The sequence below is a fragment of the Buchnera aphidicola (Cinara laricifoliae) genome, from assembly GCF_900698945.1.
Classification (GTDB): Bacteria; Pseudomonadota; Gammaproteobacteria; order Enterobacterales; family Enterobacteriaceae; genus Buchnera_F; species Buchnera_F aphidicola_AC.
Window position 1 is genome coordinate 37,969 of sequence record NZ_LR217717.1, and the last position, 21,519, is coordinate 59,487.

The 21,519-nt window shown below is 21.1% G+C and carries 21 protein-coding genes and 2 tRNA genes; 15 read left to right on the forward strand and 8 right to left on the reverse strand.

Annotated elements, in window-relative coordinates; translation table 11 throughout:
• Positions 1-426: 426 nt before the first annotated feature.
• The 3 genes from rpoD to rpsU all read right to left on the reverse strand — a co-directional run bounded on the left by rpoD (position 427) and on the right by rpsU (position 4,529).
• Positions 427-2,268, reverse strand: a complete 1,842-nt coding sequence (rpoD, locus tag BUCILAFE3058_RS00165) for an RNA polymerase sigma factor RpoD (protein WP_154061385.1) — start codon at positions 2,266-2,268, stop codon at positions 427-429.
• A gap of 182 nt (positions 2,269-2,450) precedes the next feature.
• A complete protein-coding gene (gene dnaG, locus BUCILAFE3058_RS00170; RefSeq protein ID WP_154061386.1) occupies positions 2,451-4,235 on the reverse strand; it encodes a DNA primase in 1,785 nt (594 codons plus the stop codon).
• A gap of 78 nt (positions 4,236-4,313) precedes the next feature.
• On the reverse strand, positions 4,314-4,529 hold the full coding sequence (gene rpsU / locus BUCILAFE3058_RS00175) for a 30S ribosomal protein S21 (RefSeq protein ID WP_154061387.1): 216 nt from the start codon (positions 4,527-4,529) through the stop codon (positions 4,314-4,316).
• A 229-nt stretch (positions 4,530-4,758) separates the two neighbouring features.
• On the opposite strand from rpsU, the gene tsaD reads away from it, so the two are divergent.
• On the forward strand, positions 4,759-5,790 hold the full coding sequence (gene tsaD / locus BUCILAFE3058_RS00180) for a tRNA (adenosine(37)-N6)-threonylcarbamoyltransferase complex transferase subunit TsaD (protein WP_154061388.1): 1,032 nt from the start codon (positions 4,759-4,761) through the stop codon (positions 5,788-5,790).
• 186 nt (positions 5,791-5,976) lie between these two features.
• Complete coding sequence (locus BUCILAFE3058_RS00185; protein ID WP_154061389.1) at positions 5,977-7,203, forward strand: CCA-adding protein; 1,227 nt, start codon at positions 5,977-5,979, stop codon at positions 7,201-7,203.
• Positions 7,204-7,370: 167 nt separating this feature from the next.
• Here the strand turns inward: BUCILAFE3058_RS00185 and BUCILAFE3058_RS00190 are convergent, their stop codons facing one another.
• A complete protein-coding gene (locus BUCILAFE3058_RS00190) occupies positions 7,371-7,793 on the reverse strand; it encodes a hypothetical protein (protein ID WP_154061390.1) in 423 nt (140 codons plus the stop codon).
• 355 nt (positions 7,794-8,148) lie between these two features.
• On the opposite strand from BUCILAFE3058_RS00190, the gene ligA reads away from it, so the two are divergent.
• Entirely contained in the window at positions 8,149-9,921 is a 1,773-nt protein-coding gene (gene ligA, locus BUCILAFE3058_RS00195) for an NAD-dependent DNA ligase LigA (protein WP_154061391.1), read from the forward strand.
• Between the two features lie 45 nt (positions 9,922-9,966).
• On the opposite strand, the gene BUCILAFE3058_RS00200 is transcribed toward ligA, so the two are convergent.
• Positions 9,967-10,039, reverse strand: a tRNA-Lys gene (locus BUCILAFE3058_RS00200).
• Positions 10,040-10,051: 12 nt separating this feature from the next.
• Positions 10,052-10,124, reverse strand: a tRNA-Val gene (locus BUCILAFE3058_RS00205).
• Positions 10,125-10,275: 151 nt separating this feature from the next.
• On the opposite strand from BUCILAFE3058_RS00205, the gene gltX reads away from it, so the two are divergent.
• The gene (gene gltX, locus BUCILAFE3058_RS00210; protein WP_154061392.1) at positions 10,276-11,691 is read left to right on the forward strand and encodes a glutamate--tRNA ligase; all 1,416 of its coding nucleotides are present in this window, start codon (positions 10,276-10,278) and stop codon (positions 11,689-11,691) included.
• A gap of 242 nt (positions 11,692-11,933) precedes the next feature.
• On the opposite strand, the gene BUCILAFE3058_RS00215 is transcribed toward gltX, so the two are convergent.
• Complete coding sequence (locus tag BUCILAFE3058_RS00215) at positions 11,934-12,215, reverse strand: hypothetical protein (RefSeq protein WP_154061393.1); 282 nt, start codon at positions 12,213-12,215, stop codon at positions 11,934-11,936.
• Positions 12,216-12,385: 170 nt separating this feature from the next.
• Between BUCILAFE3058_RS00215 and fliF the strand changes: the two genes are divergently transcribed.
• The 11 genes from fliF (at position 12,386) to BUCILAFE3058_RS00270 (ending at position 21,172) form a co-directional block, all read left to right on the forward strand.
• Positions 12,386-14,083 (forward strand): flagellar basal-body MS-ring/collar protein FliF, encoded by a 1,698-nt coding sequence (gene fliF, locus BUCILAFE3058_RS00220; RefSeq protein WP_154061394.1) that lies wholly within the window; start codon positions 12,386-12,388, stop codon positions 14,081-14,083.
• Positions 14,080-15,060 (forward strand): FliG C-terminal domain-containing protein, encoded by a 981-nt coding sequence (locus BUCILAFE3058_RS00225; protein ID WP_154061395.1) that lies wholly within the window; start codon positions 14,080-14,082, stop codon positions 15,058-15,060. Before fliF ends, BUCILAFE3058_RS00225 begins: the two co-directional genes overlap by 4 nt.
• 9 nt (positions 15,061-15,069) lie before the next feature.
• Positions 15,070-15,750 (forward strand): FliH/SctL family protein, encoded by a 681-nt coding sequence (locus BUCILAFE3058_RS00230; RefSeq protein ID WP_154061396.1) that lies wholly within the window; start codon positions 15,070-15,072, stop codon positions 15,748-15,750.
• Positions 15,751-15,756: 6 nt separating this feature from the next.
• Entirely contained in the window at positions 15,757-17,133 is a 1,377-nt protein-coding gene (locus BUCILAFE3058_RS00235; protein ID WP_154061397.1) for a FliI/YscN family ATPase, read from the forward strand.
• Positions 17,134-17,377: 244 nt separating this feature from the next.
• The gene (locus BUCILAFE3058_RS00240; RefSeq protein ID WP_154061398.1) at positions 17,378-17,602 is read left to right on the forward strand and encodes a hypothetical protein; all 225 of its coding nucleotides are present in this window, start codon (positions 17,378-17,380) and stop codon (positions 17,600-17,602) included.
• A gap of 110 nt (positions 17,603-17,712) precedes the next feature.
• Positions 17,713-18,345, forward strand: a complete 633-nt coding sequence (locus BUCILAFE3058_RS00245) for a hypothetical protein (protein WP_154061399.1) — start codon at positions 17,713-17,715, stop codon at positions 18,343-18,345.
• Positions 18,346-18,542: 197 nt separating this feature from the next.
• A complete protein-coding gene (locus BUCILAFE3058_RS00250) occupies positions 18,543-18,863 on the forward strand; it encodes a FliM/FliN family flagellar motor switch protein (protein ID WP_172598716.1) in 321 nt (106 codons plus the stop codon).
• A gap of 35 nt (positions 18,864-18,898) precedes the next feature.
• The gene (locus BUCILAFE3058_RS00255; protein ID WP_154061401.1) at positions 18,899-19,297 is read left to right on the forward strand and encodes a hypothetical protein; all 399 of its coding nucleotides are present in this window, start codon (positions 18,899-18,901) and stop codon (positions 19,295-19,297) included.
• A gap of 6 nt (positions 19,298-19,303) precedes the next feature.
• Positions 19,304-20,068 carry a flagellar type III secretion system pore protein FliP gene (gene fliP / locus BUCILAFE3058_RS00260; RefSeq protein ID WP_154061402.1) on the forward strand — a complete coding sequence of 255 codons (765 nt, stop codon included), beginning with the start codon at positions 19,304-19,306 and terminating at the stop codon, positions 20,066-20,068.
• A 40-nt stretch (positions 20,069-20,108) separates the two neighbouring features.
• Positions 20,109-20,375 (forward strand): flagellar biosynthesis protein FliQ, encoded by a 267-nt coding sequence (gene fliQ, locus BUCILAFE3058_RS00265; RefSeq protein WP_154061403.1) that lies wholly within the window; start codon positions 20,109-20,111, stop codon positions 20,373-20,375.
• A 5-nt stretch (positions 20,376-20,380) separates the two neighbouring features.
• Complete coding sequence (locus tag BUCILAFE3058_RS00270) at positions 20,381-21,172, forward strand: flagellar biosynthetic protein FliR (protein ID WP_154061404.1); 792 nt, start codon at positions 20,381-20,383, stop codon at positions 21,170-21,172.
• Between the two features lie 174 nt (positions 21,173-21,346).
• On the opposite strand, the gene rpmG is transcribed toward BUCILAFE3058_RS00270, so the two are convergent.
• Positions 21,347-21,514, reverse strand: a complete 168-nt coding sequence (gene rpmG, locus BUCILAFE3058_RS00275; protein WP_154061405.1) for a 50S ribosomal protein L33 — start codon at positions 21,512-21,514, stop codon at positions 21,347-21,349.
• Positions 21,515-21,519 lie beyond the last annotated feature (5 nt).

Here is a 21,519-nt window from a genome sequence, read left to right on the forward strand (position 1 = left end):
TAATGATTAAGGAATTTTTAATTTTTTAAATAGTATATATAGATATATATATAATATTTAAATTTATATTAAATAAAGATCTTGTTTGTAAAAATAAAATATTTTAATTATAAATATTAATAATTTTATATAACTAGCATATAAACAATTTTATTTTTTATGATTATTTTTAAGTATAAATATTATGTAAAATATATTTAGTATGTATTACGCTAAATATTTTATCTTTAAATTTGAATTATTTAAGGTAATTTATACTAAGTAAATTTAAATATCGTTATTGTGATTAAAATAATTATCAATAATTATAAATTAATAAATTTTATTATTTTTAATATATATCTATATTTTTAAAAAATATTATTATGATTAGATTTTATATATTTATATTCATATAATAATGAATATATTAATTTCAATATAAAATTAGGAATTATCCAAAAAACTCTTTAATATTTCTGATCGACTAGGATGTCTTAATTTTCGTAGTGCTTTAGCTTCAATTTGACGTATTCTTTCGCGTGTAACATCGAACTGTTTTCCAACTTCTTCTAATGTATGATCGGTATTCATATCGATTCCAAATCTCATTCTTAATACCTTAGCTTCTCTTTCCGTTAATCCAGATAAGACATCATTTGTAATAGCTTTTAAGCTTTCGGATGTAGCGGATTCTAATGGTAACTCTAAGTTTGTGTCTTCGATAAAATCACCTAAATGTGCATCATCATCTTCTCCTACAGGAGTTTCCATAGATATAGGTTCTTTTGCGATTTTTAGTACTTTTCTAATTTTTTCTTCTGGAATTAACATTTTTTCCGATAATTCTTCAGGAGTAGGTTCTCGTCCTGTTTCTTGTAGCATTTGTCTAGAAATTCTATTTAATTTATTAATTGTTTCAATCATATGTACAGGAATACGAATAGTTCTTGCTTGATCTGCAATAGATCGAGTAATGGCTTGGCGTATCCACCATGTTGCATAAGTAGAAAATTTATATCCTCTTCGATATTCAAATTTATCAACAGCTTTCATTAATCCGATATTACCTTCTTGAATAAGATCTAAGAATTGTAATCCTCTATTTGTATATTTTTTAGCAATAGATATTACTAATCTTAAATTAGCTTCTACCATTTCTTTTTTAGCTCTTTTTGCTTTTTCTTCTCCTAATAATATACGTTGATTTATCTTTTTAATTTGTTTAATAGTTAAACCAGTTTTTTGTTCAATAGTTAATAATGTTTGTATGCTTTTTTGGATATCTTTTTGTATTAAATTTAATTTAGAAGACCATGATTTTTTTTTATTAATAGCCATATTAAACCATATAAAATTAGTTTCTTGTCCATGAAATAGCTTTATAAAAATTTTTTTAGGCATTTGACATTGTTCAGTACATAGTTTCATAACTTTTCTTTCTTGTAATCTAATTTTTTTGATTATTTTTCTCATATTATTTACCAAATAATCAAATTGTTTTGGAACTAATCTAAATTGTTTAAATATTTTAGATAATGCATGGATAGCTGTTATAGAATCTTGGTGGTTTCTATTTTTTTTTATAATAGTGTTACTAGTAATATAGTATTGTTTTTTTAATTGTAAGAATTTTTTTTTTGCTAATGTAGGATCAATATGATTGTAGTCATCTGTTTGTTCTTCTATTGGTCTAATATTTAATTGTTGTTCAATATTATGATTAGTTAGATAATCTAATGTATTTTCTGATGAATGAGAAATTTTAGTTTCTATATCAGGGTCTATAAATCCTGTAATTAATTCTGATAACCTAATATCTCCGGATTCTACTCGATTATATTGTTCCAATAAATATAAAATAGCTTCAGGATATTCAGAAATAGAACATTGAACTTGATTGATTCCTTCTTCAATTCGTTTAGCAATATCTATTTCACCTTTTCGAGTAAGAAGTTCTACAGCACCCATTTCTCTCATATACATTCTTACAGGATCAGTAGTTCTGCCAATTTCTGTTTCGACATTTGATAACACTTGATCAGCAGCTTCTGCGGTATCTTCGTCGGTATCTATAGGAGTTTCTTTTATAATTATTTCCTCTATTTCTCTTGCCTCTTCTACTACTTGGATCCCTAAATCTTTTATCATTTGTATAATATTTTTAATTTGATCAGAATCTGTAATTTCATCTGGAAGATGATCATGTACTTCTGAATATGTTAAGTATCCTTGTTCCTTTCCATGAGAAACTAATAGTTTTAATTGTGATTTTGGTTTTTTTTTCATAAGACGATATCCATGTATATTGATTAATTTATTTTAGAAAGTAAATAATATATATGTATTACCATATAAAATTAATATATTTTTATAATATTTTTATATATATTTTATATTTTATGGCAACACATTGTGATTCACCTTATAATATGAATGATTTAATAAGATTAAAGATTAGTAAAATATTTTTAATATAATTGATGTTTATCATCTTTTATTTTGATTATTTTTTTATTAATTTGCCATAATTTATTTTTTTCTACAAGATTAAGTCCATGTTTTCTTTCTAAAGTAATTAATTGATTATACTTATATTCTAGATGTTGAATTTTTAAATTATAGAATAGTTCTTGAATTATAGAAGATATTTTATTTTCGTGAATCATATGGTCCCATGTACTTAAATATTTAAAAATTTTTTCCCATGATGTATATCTATAAAATTCTAGTAAGTGTCCTGTTTTAGTTATTTTGTTATGATGAATTAATTGTATTAATTCTATTAAAATATGTTTTCCATTTATATTAAGTTTTTTTATTTGTTTGATTTTTTTAATTTTTTTTACTAATTTTGGATTTTGAATTATTAGGCTAATTAATAATCTCATTGTAGTTATTTTAATAGAGTTAACTTTATTTAAAGATTTTTTTATATTGGGTGTAGTAATAAATTTGTTAAGTTGATATATATCTAATATTCCTGTTTTATTTCCTAAAATTTTTATTAAATAAATTTTTATTATTTTACTGGGTATTTTGTTAATTAAAGGAATAGTTAAACGAATTAGTTTAATACGATCATTAATGCAACCTAAATTTATATTATTAGTAATTTTATTAAATAAATATGAGTATAATGTTTCAGAATTTTTAATTCTATTTTCAAATTTTTTTTTTCCTTCTTTAAAAATAAGACTGCTAGGATCTTCATTATTTGGTAAAAATAAGAAATTTACTGTACAATTATCATATAGTAAATTTAACGATAAATTTAATGCAATCCAATTTGCTTGACGTCCAGCATTATCTCCGTCAAAACAAAATATAATTTTTTTACTGATATTGAATAATATTTGTATTTGATATTTTGTAACATTTGTTCCTAGTAGGGCAACTGAATAATTAATATTAAATTGTGTTAATGAGATAACATCTAAATATCCTTCTACAACTAATATTTTTTTTGGTTTAGGATTGTATAAATAAAGTTCGTATATTCCATAAAGATTTTTTTTTTTTTGAAATGTTATAGTTTCAGGTGAATTTAAGTATTTAGGATAATTACATTCATTTAATACTCTACCGCCAAAACCTTGAATATGACCGTATTTATTTTTAATAGGAAAAATAATTCTTTCTTTAAATCGATCATATTGATTTTTTTTTATGTGTTTAACAATTAAACCACAATCTGTTACAATAGATTGATTAATATATTTTTTTTTAATATAATCTGTAATTTGATTATTGGTTTTGATAGCAAAACCTAATGAAAATTTTTTCATGATTTCATGGTTAATTCCTCTTTTTTTTAGATATTGATATGCTATATTCGGTACTGTAAATAAATTTTTATTATATATTTTTAATACTTTATTTAAGATATAAAAAATTTTTTTTTTATAAGAATGTTGTTGTATAAGAGTACAGTTATTATTAACATCTACAATATTGATACCATGTAATGTTGTTAGTTCAATAATGCTATTTAAAAAATCTAATTTTTCATATTTCATTAAGAAATCTATTACATTACCGTGTATACCACATCCAAAGCAATAAAAAAATTGCTTTTGGGGGCTCACAATAAATGAAGGTGTTTTTTCATTATGAAATGGACATAGTGTTTTATAATTATTTCCAGATTTTTTTAATGTAATATATTTATTTATTAATTCTATAATATCTGTACGTTCTATTAATTCGTAAATGAATGTTTGAGAAATTTTTCCTGTTATTTTTTTAATTATCATATATTTTTTTTAATTTTTTGACCGTTATTATTTAAATATACGGTCTAAATATTTTTATAATATAAGAGTAGTATTTTACTAATACATTCTAATATGTTTAGCGTTTTCACGTGCTAATTTTTTTGCTAATCGTTTTATTGCTGATGCTTTTGCGCGTTTTCTTTCTGTTGTAGGTTTTTCATAGAATTCTCGTCGACGTATTTCTGCTAATATACCTGCTTTTTCACAGGATCTTTTAAATCTTCTTAATGCTACATCAAAAGGTTCGTTATCTCTTATTTTAATTACCGGCATAATAATTTCCATAAATTTATGTGATTTGTTTTGTAAAAATAAATAATAATTTATCATTATAGATAATAATATAGTATTATTATATGAATTGTTCATTATATATATAATATATAAAATATTAGTATTTATATATAAAAATGATTATATCATAATAAATATTATAGATTATTGGATAGATAATATATTTTAATAAATTTTTATTAATAATAGTTATATTGATGGAAAAATTATGCGAATATTGGGAATAGAAACATCTTGTGATGATACTTCTGTTGCTATTTATGATGCAGAATTAGGTTTAATTTTTCATTCAACATTAAATCAAAATCATGTACATGCCAAATTCAATGGTATTGTACCAGAATTAGCTGCAAGATCTCATTTATATAAATTAATTTATTTAATTAAAAAAGTTTGTATTAAATATTTATTTGATAATAAATATAATATCAAAAAAAATACTATTAATGCTATTGCGTATACTAGCGGTCCGGGCTTAGTGGGATCATTATTGGTAGGTGCAACGATTGCTCGTACTTTATCTTTATCTTTAAATATTCCTTGTATTTTAGTAAATCATTTAGAAGGTCATTTATTATCAGTAATGTTAAATAACAAAAAAAATCTATTTCCGTTTCTAGCGTTATTGGTATCTGGAGCAAATACACAATTAATTAGTACTCATTGTTTTGGTAAATATACTGTATTAGGTAAAACTATGGATGACTCAGTAGGTCATGTATTTGATTATATAGCAAAATTATTAGGTTTAGGATACCCGGGTGGAAAAAAATTATCTAATTTAGCAAAGCATGGTCAATCTGGAAAATATTTTTTTCCGAGACCTATGATAAATAATTCTAATTTAAATTTTAGTTTTTCGGGATTAAAAACACATGTTAAGAATGTTATTCTAGAATGTTCTGATTTATTTAATGAAAAGTATAATATTGCATGTTCTTTTGAAGAAGCTGTAGTGGATACATTAATTATCAAGTGTCAACTTGCTATTCAGAGAAATAATTTAAAAAATTTTTTAGTATGTGGCGGTTTTAGCGCAAATGATTTATTAAGAAAAAAATTAAAAAACTTATTTAAAGATAGTAAAACAAAAATTTTTTTTTCTAAAAAAATTTTTTGTACGGATAATGCTGCTATGATTGCATATGTAGGTTTATTAAAATATAATTTAGGTTTATATTCTCAAGATCAATCTATAACAGTGTATCCTAATTTGTTAATTAATGAGAATATTGATTAATATTTAATAGAATATAAAAGAATTAATTTTTTCGAATAGTATTATATTAATACAGAATTAAATTTACTGTATATATAAATTATTTATCTTACTGATTAAATATCAAGTATATACTCTAATTTATCAAGTGAAACGATAAGAGTAATAATTTATGGTCTATATTAGTGTTTTTATTTAGGTGATATTTTGAAAATTTATTTAGTTGGTGGAGCAATTCGAGATCGTTTATTAGGTTTTTCAGTACATGATCGTGATTGGTTAGTAGTAGGTACCACACCTCAACAGATGTTACAAAAAAAATATCAACAAGTAGGTCGAGATTTTCCAGTTTTTATACATCCAATAACACATGAAGAGTATGCATTAGCTAGAACTGAAAAAAAAAATGGATTTGGGTATTCAAATTTTTTGTTTAATTTTTCTCCAGATATTACTTTAAAAGAGGATTTAATTCGACGTGATTTAACTATTAATGCAATTGCACAGGATTGTTGTGGAAATATAATTGATTTTTTTAATGGTCAAAGAGATATCAAAAAACGAGTTTTGCGTCATATTTCATCTTCTTTTGTTGAAGATCCTGTACGAGTATTACGTGTTGCTAGATTTGCTGCAACTTTATCGCATTTAGGTTTTTATATCGCAAAAGAAACTTTATTTTTAATGAAATTAATTTGTTATCGTAAAGAATTATTGTATTTGACACCAGAAAGAATCTGGAAGGAAACATATAAAGGATTATCTTCTCGTAATCCTCAGGTTTACTTTAAGATTTTACATCAGTGTAATGCTTTATTATACTTATTTCCTGAAATTAATTTTTTTTTTAAAAAAACTAGTTTTTTAAATTTAAACTATAATTGTAAAAATATTTTACAATATAGTTTGATGGAATTATCTAGAATTTCAAAAATTACGAAAGATATTGATATTAGATTTTCTTGTTTTATACAGTTTATAAGTTATTTTTGTTTTTATTATAAAAAAAGTTTAAATAGTTTGTTTTTTTATAAAGAACCGGTTGTGTTAATAAAAAATTTATGTATTCGATTAAAAGTTCCTAAAGAAACACAAAATATTTTAATTTTTATGTGTGGTTTTCATCATTTTTTGCAAAATATTGAATTTCAAAGTTCTGAATTAATAATTAATTTTTTTAATTTTATTGATGTATGGAGAAAACCAGACAGATTGAATAAATTAATATATTTACGATTTTATTTTAATAAAAATATTATTAGTATAAAAAATACATCTCATCTAGGTAGATTATTACAATCTATGTTTTCAGTTGTAAAAAATATATCTATTAATTCTTTTAAAAATAAACATTTATTTCATGGTATTGCTATAAAGCACGAATTATATCGTTTAAGAGTAGATTCATTGAATAAATGGAGACATCAACAATGATTAAAATTTATAATATTTTTTATAAAGATTTTTATAATTATTATTTTATGTATTTTATATATTTCAATATTGAAAATAAATATAGATCTTTATATAAACTAAATATTTAGTTTTATTGGTATAAAAATTTTTTATTTAATGTATATTTTTGACTGTTTATATTTTATTTAAATTACAGCTAAAATTGTAATTCCTGCTTGAACTTTATATAAAAATTTTTTTGTTTTTTTGATTTTTTTTTTACATGATATTTTTATTGTTGTTTGATAATAATTAGATTTTTTATTATTATCTAGATTAGATAATAATAAAATAATTTCTCCAGCACATACATTACAGTTATGTATTTTACTAGGAAAAATATTATTATTTTTATTTTTTATTAAAATATGTATATCTGGATTAGATTGGATTGTAAAACTTATTTCTTTTGAAAAATTATTTTTTATTTTTCCATTGATGGGAGATACAATTATATTTTTTTTTGAGTTAATGATAATTTTTTTTTTGTAAGTAAAAAGATTTTTTGTTTCATAAATATTTTGAATTGTTCCTGTTATAGGAGATACAATATATATGATTTTTTTCATAATTATATTTTCTATTTTGTGGAGATGTTGGTTATTAACCGAACTACCAGTATTAATAAATTTTATTTTTTATAAAACATATTTATTGTTTTATTTTTAAGATGATTTTTACTATTTATAGATTATTGAATTTTAATAGTATATTTATATAAAATATAAAAACTTTAAATTAATAATTAAATTAATATTTAAGAACAATATGTTATTAATGTTATAAAAATTTTTTAAAAAATTTATCTTTTATAATAATAAATTTTATTAATTATGTTGTGTTGATAATTTATATTTTACGGATTGATATATTAATATTTAATTTTATTGTCATTTTGATGACATGATATATATGGTGTGCATAATGAAATCTATTTACAATAAAATTGTAGAATTACGTATACAATTAAGATATCATAATTACATGTATTATACTTTAGATTCTCCTGTAATTTCAGACGATATTTATGATCAATTATGTATTGATTTAATTAAATTAGAAAAAGAATATGGAAAAAAAAATTCATTTAATAAATCAAAAAAAATATTAAAACAAATAGGGGGAAAAAAATTACATATTTTTTCTGAGTGTATACATAAAAGCCCTATGTTATCTTTAAAAAGTACTAATAATATATCTGATATTAAGTTTTTTGAACAGCGAATAAAAAATTATATTAATAATGTAGATAGTATTCAATATTATTGTGATTTAAAAATAGATGGTCTAGCTGTAAATTTATTATATAAAAATGGTTTATTGGTTTCCGCTTCTACAAGAGGAGACGGATATATAGGAGAAGACATTACAAGAAATGTTTATATGATCTCATCTATACCCAAAAAACTTGTTGGTAATAATATTCCCGAAGTTATAGAAATACGCGGAGAAGTTTTTATAAAAAAATCTGATTTTTTGATTTTAAATCAACTTTCTGTTTTAAAAAACAAAAAAATATTTTCAAATCCCCGCAATGCTGCTGCTGGTTCTTTACGACAATTAAATCCTAATATTACTAAACAGAGAAAATTAATGTTTTTTGTTTATGGATGTGGTACGTTTATATCTGATAAAAAAATTTATAGTCATAATGAACGATTAATTCAAATTCAACAATGGGGTTTTTCGATACATCGTGATTATTTACTATGTAGTAATATAAAAGATATTATTGAGTTTTATAATAAAATTTATGATAATAGAATGAAATTAGATTTTGAAATAGATGGTATAGTTGTAAAAATAGATTCTATAGTTTTGCAAAAAAAATTAGGTTATGTAGAAAAATATCCGAGATGGGCGATTGCATTTAAATTTTTTTCGTTAGATATAGAAACAAGAATTAAAGATATATCGTTTCAAATAGGTAGAACAGGTATAATCACCCCTGTTGCCCATTTTATTCCTGTAAATATTTCAGGAGTTACTATTAGTAAAGCATCTCTACATAATATTAGTATGATTAAAAAATTAAATATTTATATTAATGATTATATAACAGTATATCGTGCAGGAGATGTAATTCCTAAAATTAGAAATGTTTTAGTAAATAAAAGAGATAAATTAGCACAACAAGTTATCTTACCGTTATATTGTTCATCATGTCATTCTAAATTATTATATTCATCTAATTTTATTTTTTTATACTGTCCGTCTAGTTTTTTATGTCCAGCTCAGAATTTACAACGATTAGTTTATTTTGCTTCAAAATTTGGGATACATATAAAAGGTTTAGGAAAAAAAAATATCATTAAGTTAATAAATCATGGGTATTTATGTACTCCGGTAGATTTTTTTACGTTAACAGCAGAGAAATTACAAACTATACCTGGAATTGGTAAAAAATTATCTTATACAATAATTGATAATATTAGTTATTCAAAAGATGTTCGTTTAGATAAATTTATTTGTTCGTTAGGAATTATAGATGTTGGTATCTCTATTTCTAAAATTTTAGCTAATTATTATAAATCTATAACTAATTTTATAAATACCAATTATTCTGTATTATCAGAGATTAAGGGTATTGGTGTAAATATTTCTTATTCAATTATTAAATTTATTAAAAATAAAAACAATATTTATATTGTATTCAGATTAATTGAAATGTTAAATATTTTTTTTATTTCTAAATAAAAATAACTATTAATAAATTACTGTTATTATAGTTATTTAATTTTATGGGTCGTGCAGGATTTGAACCTGCGACCAATTGATTAAAAGTCAACTGCTCTACCGACTGAGCTAACGACCCTTTTTTATATTTTGGGTGATGACGGATTCGAACCGCCGACCTCCTCCGTGTAAAGGAGAAGCTCTACCAGCTGAGCTAATCACCCTGATAACAATACTATATTGTAGAACAGATATATTGTGAGTCAATATATATTTTACGTATATATGTTTGTTTGATTAAAAAATATACAATTATTTTGTTTTTTTTTAATTTATAAATATTTTAATAAACTGATTTATTAAATAGAGTATCTTATGAAAGTTAAAACTAGATTTTCTCCTAGTCCTACTGGTTGTTTGCATATAGGTGGTGTACGAACTGCGTTATATTCATGGTTATTTGCACAAAAATATCGCGGATCATTTATTTTGCGTATTGAAGATACTGATACAAAAAGAGTAAACAATGATTATATACAAGATATTTTGTATGGATTAAATTATTTAGGATTACATTGGGATGAAGGACCTTTTTATCAAAGTAATCGGTTAGATATATATAAAAATATAATTTTATATATGTTAAAAAAAGGTATAGCATATAAATGCTATTGTTCACAAGAACGTTTAGACAGATTAAGAAAAAATCAAATTTTAAATAAAGAAAAACCACGATATGATAGAAAATGTAGAGAATATTGTATTGTTTTAAAAAAATCAAATATACCATTTGTAGTACGCTTTAAAAATCCCTTAGAAGGTATAGTAAAATTTAATGATATGATCCGAGGTTCAATACATATATCTAATCACGAGTTGGATGATTTTATCATTCAACGATCTAATGGAATGCCAACGTATAATTTTTGTGTTGTTATAGATGATTGGAAAATGAATATTACTCATGTTATTCGGGGAGAAGATCATGTTAATAATACTCCTAGACAAATTAATTTATTAAATGCATTGAATGCACCAGTTCCATTATATGCTCATGTATCAATGATTTTAGATAATTCTGGTATTAAGTTATCTAAACGAAATCAATCTAGAAGCATTACTAGCTATATTAATGAAGGATTTATTCCTGAAGCAATTTTAAATTATATATTAAGATTAGGATGGTCTTATAAAGATCAGGAAGTTTTTTCTATACATGAAATGAAAAATTTATTTAATATAGAGAATGTTAGTAAATCACCAAGTATGATAAATGATAAAAAACTTCTATGGTTAAATCATTATTATTTAAATAGTTTGCCAATTAAAACTATAATTTCATATTTTTCTATATTTTGTAAAAATAAAAAAATTTTTTTAGATACAGATATTGATATTCAAAATTTATTGAAAGAATTTCTATGTCATCATAATACGTTGCAAGAATTTATATCATCATATGTATATTTTTATAAAGATATCAATTTATATAATGTAGATAATATTCAGATGTATTGTAGTTGTATTAATTTAAAAATATTAAAATTTCTATATAAAAAATTTTTTTTATTGACTTGCTGGTATAAGTCAGATATTTTATGTTTATTAAAACAATCAATAAAACGTTTTCATGTTTGTTTTAAATATATAGCAACTTTAATTAGAATTGGTATTTCTGGAAAAAAAAATACACCTAATATTTCCTCTATAATTTTTTATATTGGAAAAAATAGATTTTTATCAAGAATACATAATTTAATAAAATATATACAATTACATATGTTAGTTTAATTTAATAATATTCTTATTAATAGTAATTATGCATTGTAAAATACATGATTATTTATTTAATATTTTTTAATACAATATTTTTATATTATAATTATAATATACAATATTTAAAAAAATATTGTATATTATTTTATGAATATGATTTATTTATTATAATATATAAACTTTTTTATAAAAATAACCATTATTTTTAATAAACTATGTTTTTAAACATTATATTAATAATATAATGTTTAATATGTTTAAAGTTGCATGTTCATGATTTCTTCATATACATTAATTAGCTTTTCATTCAATTTTATTAATATTGTGATTTTTTTTTTATTTATTGATTTTATTTTTTTATTATATATATTACTATTATATATAGTATTTTTACTATTTTTTTGTATATTTTTAATTGGTAGATATTTTTGTAATGCATGGTTCCATATTGGAAAAAAATTTTTATTTTGATTCTTATTTTCTTGTATTAGATATTTTTTTGGATCTATTATTTTTTTTGATGATGAATTTATTTTCATAATATTTATCCTGTTTTGAAGCATATAGTTTAATATATTTTTTATATGTTGTATATATACTATATATTTTATATTTAGATACTTTTAAATGGTAAAATATATTGGTTATTTTAATATTTAATTAATAAATAATCATATATTTATATCACAATTATTAAGTAGGAAAAATCATGGATGTTATAAATATATTATTTCTTAAAATTAAAAAATATTGGCATCATTTTTTAATTTATATATCACATCGATTAAAATTTATTATCTTTACTATTTGTATTATTTTATTTTTTATATGTTCTATTTTTTTTTGGTTTAATAAAGTTAATTATGTAGTATTATATGATAATTTATCGGATACGGATGGTAAATGGATTGTATCTAAATTACAAGATATGCATATATCATATCGGTTTAATAATTCTTATAAAACTTTATTAGTTCCAGAAGATAAACTGAATGAATTACATTTTTATTTATTAAATAATCAGGATATTAAACAAAAAACTGATGGTTTTGAATTATTAGATAAAGAAAAATTTGGTATTAGTCAATTTCATGAGTATATTAATTATAATCGTGGATTAGAAGGTGAATTATCAAATACTTTAGAGCGTATATTTCCTATTCAGCATGCTCGAGTACATTTAGTTTGTAAACATGATACTGATTTTTTTAGAGAAAAACAAGTCCCGTCTGCATCTATAGTTTTAACTTTATTTCCAAATACACAACTAAATACTGAACAAATAGATGCGATTACTTTATTAGTGTCAGGTAGTATACCGGATTTATCGACTGATCATGTTGTTGTTGTTAATCAGTATGGAAATGTATTAAATAAATTTACATTAAATCAAAATAAATTTTTTAAAAAAAATCAATATAAAAAAATTAATTTTTTAGAACAATATTTATGTGATCGTATTAATCAACTGTTAGTTCCTATGTATGGATCAAAAAATGTAATAGTACGTGTTACTGCAGGAGTAGAATTCGATAATACTATAATAAATAATTCTAATGTAGATCATCTTCATGTAACTTCTTCTTATCCAAAAAAAATATTAGAAAATATTTTAGATATTATTCCGTATAAAAATAATATTTTAGATAATTCATTAAAACAATCATTTTTAGAATTATCTGTTATGAAGATGTTACGTAAATCGTGTACAAAACAAGGTTTAAAAAATAATTTATTTTATAAAAATTTTTTATTAAATAAACAATTTATTTATTTAAATCATTCTATTATACCCAATAAAAAAAATTTTTCTGATAATGTAAAAAAAAAAATAATTGATAGTAATACAAGATATGTAAATGATCTTGTTTTTTTTCCTGGTTTTAAAAATTCGGATATTCGAAATTTAACAATAACTATATTAATAAATTATAAACAAAATGATTTAGGTGTATTTGTTCCTTTATCTATACGTGAATTACAAGATGTAGAAAAATTAGTTAAATTAGCGATAAATTTCTCGGATAGTCGTGGTGATCGTATTAATATTATAAATAATATGTTTGCTACTGTAGATACTAATTTACATCATCAAAATCATTATTTAAATATAAAATTCAATTTATATTATATGTTAGTAATTTTTTTCGGAATGTTGATTTTTATTTTAATTTTTTTTTTATTTATTAAAGATAATCGAATTAATAATAATAAAAAAAATTTTTTAAAATCGTCAAATAATACAGAAGCACGTTTAAAAAATAGTTTTAATAAAAATTTAAATAAATTAAATTTAAAGACAGATAACACTTTAAATAAGCATGATGTTCCTATAAAAAATGATATTTTTAGTAAAAATCCAAAAATTATTGAAAAAATTATACGTTATTGGATGAATAAGAAATGATATATTTAAGTGGTATACAAAAAAGTGCTTTATTATTAATATCTATGGATGTACAGCAATCAGCTGCTGTTTTAAAGTGTTTTAACAACTCAGAAATCAGTATGTTTATAGATGCAATGTTTTCATTAAATGATAATTTAATTAAATATATTGATGTTGTGATAGATGAATTCTATGATTTATTAAATAAAAATAAAATTATTAATTTTGATATAAAAACACGTATATCACAGATTATAGAAAATACGATTGATTCAGATATGTCATATAAATTATTAAAAAAAAGTTTTATAAAAAATGATTTTTTACATAACATAACTATGTTAGAACAATTAGATGCAGAAGATATTTTTTTTTTTCTCCAAAACGAGAATTTAAATATTATTTCAGCACTGTTGCTTCATATAAATGAGACGGTGTCTATAAAAATATTATCATTTTTTAATGAAACAAAAAGATTAGATATTTTAAAAAAGATGGCAAATTGTAAAAAACTACATTATTTGGGATTTATAGAATTAAATAAAATTATTCGTTATTTTTTATATATAAAACGATCCTCCTCTTTAGAGGAAGCCAGAATTAATCAAGTAGTTAATATTTTATCTTATTTTAAATGTGATGATATAATTCATTTTATTAATCAAATAAAAACTCCGTATATAAATATTTTAAATAAAATCATTAGTAAAAATTTTAAATTTAGAGATATAATAAGTATTGACGATTATGGTATTAAATTTATTATTAATAATACAGATTTAGATCATTTATGTATTGTATTAAATCATATAAATGATTCTTTAAAAAATAAATTTATTTCTAATATGTCGTATGAAAAATATGAGTATTTTAAAAAAAATAATCTATTAAATCAATCAATTACTGATGATATAATATATTTGAAAAAAAACTTGTTACTTAAAAATATAAAAAATTTTATACGAGATAATAAGATTATCATTCGAAAAAAATAGGTATACTGTATGAAAAATATTGTAAATAATAATTTATGGAAAGTATGGAATCCAAAAAAACCGAATAAAAATTCCAGTATATTAAAGAAATCCGATATTATTAAATATAAAAAATCGTTATTTTCCGATGTTTTAAAGAAAAAAAATAAACCTATATATTCAAAAATTTATAAAAAAGGATACCAACAAGGTTTAATTGCTGGATACAAAAAAGGATATTTTATTGGATGGACACAAGGCTTGCATCACTCTCATAATTTTTTATTAGAAAATACAACAAGATGTATACAAATACAATATGCTGATTTATTAAAAAAATTTAAAGTTGCTATAAATGATTTTAATGATAGTTTTTCAAAACGATTAATGAAAATTGTATTGCATATTTCAAAAATTTTAGTAGATGATATTTTTTTAATTAATAAAAATTATTTTATTAAAAGAATTCAAAAATTAATGGAACAATCAAAATTTATATTTAATAAACTTCAATTACATGTACATCCTAACAATTATAGGTTGATAATAAAAAAATTTGGAACCTTGATGGATAAATATAATTGGACTGTTATTAGTAATGAAAAAATGGATCTTAATAGTTACCGCATTGTTACTTCTGATGAAGAAATAGATGCTTCTATATCATCTTTTTGGGATAAAATAAATAATGCAGCAAATTTATTGGATTAAAGATATATGAATTCTTTATTAAATGCCTGGTTTAACAAAATTGATGAATTTGAAAAAAAAATTTTCTCTTTTTCTCATGATACTTCATATGGTCGAGTATTAAGTGTAAACAATTTAATTATTGAGGCAACTGGAATATATTTGCCTATTGGGAATTTTTGTTGGGTAGAAAGAATATATAATAATATATTATCAGGAATTATATGTAAAATTATAGGTTTTAAAAAAAAAATTGTTTTTTTAGTTCCTATCTATAATTTAGACGGTGTTTTTCCAGGAGCAAAGGTTTTTTCACAATGCAATATAAACAATAATATTACTAAATATTCTAGTTGCCCGTTTGGGTATCGATTGTTGGGTCGAGTATTAGATAGTTTTGGTTATCCTTTAGATAATTTAGGAGAAATTACATCAAAAAGAAAACCATTTAATTTTTTTGAATCATTTATTAATCCATTACAAAGATTTCCGATTACAGATATTTTAGATACTGGGGTGCGAGCTATTAATAGTTTATTGACTATCGGTAGAGGACAAAGAATGGGTATATTTTCACAACCTGGTATTGGAAAAAGTATGTTGCTCGGAATGATATCTAGACATACTGATGCTGATATAATCGTAGTTTCTTTAGTTGGTGAAAGAGGTAGAGAAGTAAAAGAATTTATAGATAATGTTTTAGGTGTTCATAGTTTAAAAAAATCAGTAGTTATTGTTTCGCCTGCTGATGTTTCCCCTATTTTAAAAATTCAGTCTGTTCAGTATGCAACATCTATTGCAGAATATTTTTGTAAAAAAAATAATCATGTTTTATTAATAGTTGATTCATTAACACGGTATGCTATGGCGTATCGAGAAGTATCAAATGCTATGCATGAAGTTCCTGTATTAAAAGGTTATCCTGCTTCTATTTTTTCAAATATTCCATATTTAATTGAACGTACAGGTAATATTAATCCTAATGGATTAGGGTCTATTACTGCTTTTTATACTGTCCTCACGGAAGGAGATGAATATAATGATCCAATCTTGGATATTGCAAAATCTGTACTAGATGGTCATATTATTTTATCAAAATTATTATCAGAATCTGGTCATTATCCAGCCATTGATATCGAAAAATCTATTAGTCGATCAATGCATTCTATTGTAAATAGAAACCATTATAAAAATTCTATATATTTAAAAAAATTAATTTCATGTTATTATCGTCATCATGACCTAATTAATTTAGGTGTTTATTCTTCTGGAACAAATAAGTTACTAGATAATTCTATTAAAATTTGGTCAAATTTAGAAAAATTTTTACAACAAAAATTTTTGGAATGTTGTACGTATACACAATCAATGTCAGAATTAACTAAATTATTACAAAATATTTAGTATATAAAGCGGAGATGCATATGATTTTGAATATTTCTCGTATAGATATTATAAAAAAAAAATAGAAATAGATATTCAGAAAAATATTTATCATGTAGCGCGTTATGAAAATAAAAAAATAGAAATACAAAAATATTTATTAAAACTTAAACAATATAAAAAAAAATATATTTTTTTATTACATAAAATTTTTTTTTACGGTACTCAACAATATATAATTAATTTATATATAAATTTTATATCTATGTTACAAAAATTTATTATCCAACAGAATATTTGGTTAGATTATTTTAAAAAAAAATTGAAAAGAAGATTATTAATACAACGTAAACTGTGTTCTAGTTTAGAACAATGGAAAAAATTAGAATTACGTTTTAAAAATCGTATATTAAATAAAAAAATATTAACGGAACAACGCGAAGATAATATGTTATGTTTAAATAATTATAATAATTTGCATAATAAATAAAAAAAAAATAATAATTTAGTTATTTATTTTATAAAATATGATATGATATATTTAAAATAATTCTATGATTATATATAGATTATATCTATAATCAACAAAAGTTGTAAATTATGTCTCAAAAATCTAATTTTTGGTTTAAACGATGTAGTGATAAGAAATTAAGTCATATAAATTTTATGAATTTTGTTTTAAACAAACAAAGTTTATTTTTTAAAAAATTATTTAATGATTTTGTTTTATTATTTAATAAAAAATTTAGTGAATTTTTTTCTTGCTCTATAAATATAAAATTTATACATAGTCGTGTTGAATGTACTAATATACAAAGTAAGAGTGTATATTTAAAATATATTGGTAAACAATTTTTTTTAAGAGGTTACACTGATAAGTGCTTGATATTAATTACAAAAGATTTATTTATTATTTTTATTGATTATTTATTTGGTAATTTTAATGAGAATATTTCTGAATACTTGAATCTTAATAATTTAACATATAATGAAATTAATATTTTGGATATTTTGTTAAAAAAAATTTTTATTATTTGTGATTCAACATTTTTAAAAAATATTTCAATATCAATTATTAATAATTGTAAATTTACTTTATTAAAAGATCTTTTATATAGAAGATTTATTGGGTTGCCTTATATATGTTTTACATTTAAAATATATATATATGATCGTATTAATATATTAAAAATATATATTCCGAATTATATTGTTTCAGAATTTTATAAATAGAAATATTTTTTATTTTTATAATTTTGTTAATTATATGTTATATTTTTATTTCAAATATAGTATTATATATACTATAATATATAATTATTATATAAAAATTTATTTAATTATTTTTAAATATTGTGTATAGTATATATATGATATATTAACAATTCATAATATAATATATATTTTAAATAATTTTATTTTAAAAGATGATGGAAAATTTTGTGAATAAAAAAGAAGTTATACATCAAGAAACACAGAATAAAAATTCTGATGAAAATATAGTAGATAATTCTATGTTAAATAATTTATCTGTTATGTCTGTTCCTGTTTCTATTACTATAGAGTTAGGAAAAAATAAAATTACTATTTATGAATTATTACAGTTATCACACGGATCTATATTAGAATTAGAAGATACAGTAGACAAGCCATTAAACATTTTTGTTAATAATTGTTTAATTGCATTAGGTGAATTAGTTGTACATAATGAAAAATACGGTGTTCGTATAGTAAAACTATTACACAAATAATTTATAATATAAGCTTTTGATCATGTGGAAAATTTATGAAATTAAACACTTATATGCAATTTAGTTATATATATAATATATCTCATAAAAACATGATTCATTATTTTTCTAATCAAAATAATGGAAGTATATTTATGTATGTTATTTTATTTATTTTTGTTTTTTTATTTTTAATAAAAAAAATTAAATCATTTTATTCAAGTTTTAATAATACCGGTTATATAACTGATAAAATTTATTTGAATTCTAATCATTATATTTGTATATTAAATGTTGAGAAGATTAGATTATTAGTTGATGTTAATTTAAAGAAAATTCATGTAATACAAGAATTACCTCCTATTAAAGAGAATGCACTAAAAAAACAAAAGAAATTTTCATTTTATTCTAAATCCATAAATTTTTTTAAATCAATAATATCTTGGTTTAAGTGAGGTAACATGTTATATAAAAATATAATTTCTAACTTATCTGTTATTCCACTTTTTTTATTGACAAATACGTCTAATAATAATGCAAATAATATAATTAATAACGGATTTGATATATTTAATTTATCTATTCAATCATCAATACTATTAACTATTTTAAGTTTAGCTCCTATATTGTTATTAATGACGACATGTTTTACTCGTATTATTATTGTTTTTAATTTTTTAAGAACTGCATTAGGAACACCTTATTCTCCTCCTAATCAAGTATTGATAGCACTATCTTTGTTTTTAACATTTTTTATTATGTCCCCAGTATTAGATAAAATATCTAGTACAGCAATTGTACCGTTATATAAACATGAAATTAATATAAATGTAGCTTCTGCTAATATTATAAAACCATTATATAAGTTTATGCTGCAACAGACTAGAAAATCTGATATTTCTGCATTGTTACGGTTATCTAAAGGATCATCACATAAAATAGATAAAATAGATAAAATAGATAAAATAGATATAAATGAAATACCTATCAGTGTATTAATACCAGCATTTATGATTAGTGAATTGAAAACTGCTTTTCAAATTGGTTTTACAATTTTTTTACCATTTTTAATTATTGATTTAGTAGTCGCGAGTGTTTTAATGTCTTTAGGTATGATGATGGTTCCACCTGCTACAATTGCTTTACCTTTAAAACTAATATTATTTGTTTTGTCGGATGGATGGAAATTATTAATTATATCTCTTTCAAAAAGTTTTTTTGTTTAAAAAATTTACTATTTAATTACTGACTATAATGGATATTATTATGAATCAAGAATTTTTGATTACATTATTCCAAGATTCTATTAAGTTTGCGTTATTATTATCCGCACCTTGTTTGTTATCTACGTTATTGAGTGGTGTATTAATGAGTGTATTTCAAGCATCAGTACAAATAAATGAACAAACATTATCGTTTATACCTAAGATAATATCAGTATTTTTATCTTTTATTTTTTTTGGACCTTGGATGCTTCAACTTACTATAGAATATATAAAAAATATTTTTCATATAATATCAATTATGAATTAATTATCATGACACATAACTTACTTTATAAATATATTTTTGGTATGAGTAGTAAAATTATATTAATTATGTCGCGTATTTTATCTACTTTAATGTATTCTAAGATATTCAGTTATATTAATTATGATTTATCTATTAAATTTTTTTTGGTATATTTAATTAGCTATTTATTAGAACCATTTGTATCTGGTTATAATGTTAATAATTATGATATGGAATTTTTTATAATTTTATTTAATCAAATTATAATAGGAATAGCAATAGGATTTTTGTTTCAATGTTTATTTTCTTCTATACTTTTAGTAGGAGAAATTATTAGTTCTCAGATTGGTTTATCGTTCTCTACTTTTTTTGATTCAGGGAATCATTTTTATTCTTTAGTTTTTTCACAGTTTTTAAATATTTTTTTTTTATTTGTATTTTTCATATATAATGGTCATTTAAAATTAATTATTTTTTTGATAAAAAGTTTTGATATATTTCCATTATATAATACATTTATATATAAAAATATTTTTTTATCTATTATCAATTTTTCTAGTCTTATTTTTTTAAACGGAGTATATTGTGTTTTACCAATTTTGTTTTTTTTTTTAATTTTATTTATAGCATGCGTGCTATTAAATCGATTAGTACCTAATACATCTTTATTTTCTTCTTTTCCAATTATTATTTTTGCTGTTGGTTTGATGTTGTTAAAATACTTTATTTGTCGATTTTACGGATTTAGCAAAATTTTACTTGATTATTTATTTTATTACTTGAAAATGTATGTATTTAAGTTATTAAATTATTCTTAATATTAGTTATTTTAAATACATGATTTTTTCATGGTTTAATCAAAATAATATACATGATTATAATGTATATTATTTTTAAATACTAAATATTTATAAATATCATTTATTGGAGATCTTATAGTAGATCTCCGGTAAAGTTATATAGATATAAATATTATTTTATAATTTTATATATTATTTAATTTTTCTTTCTTCGTATAAAACATGTTTTCTAATAATTGGATCGTATTTCTTAATTTTTAATTTATTAGTTTGATTGCGTTTGTTTTTTGTAGTGGTGTAGTAGTGTTTACTTCCACTAGATGAAATTAGTTTTATTTTAATTCTATTATTTTTAGCCATATTTT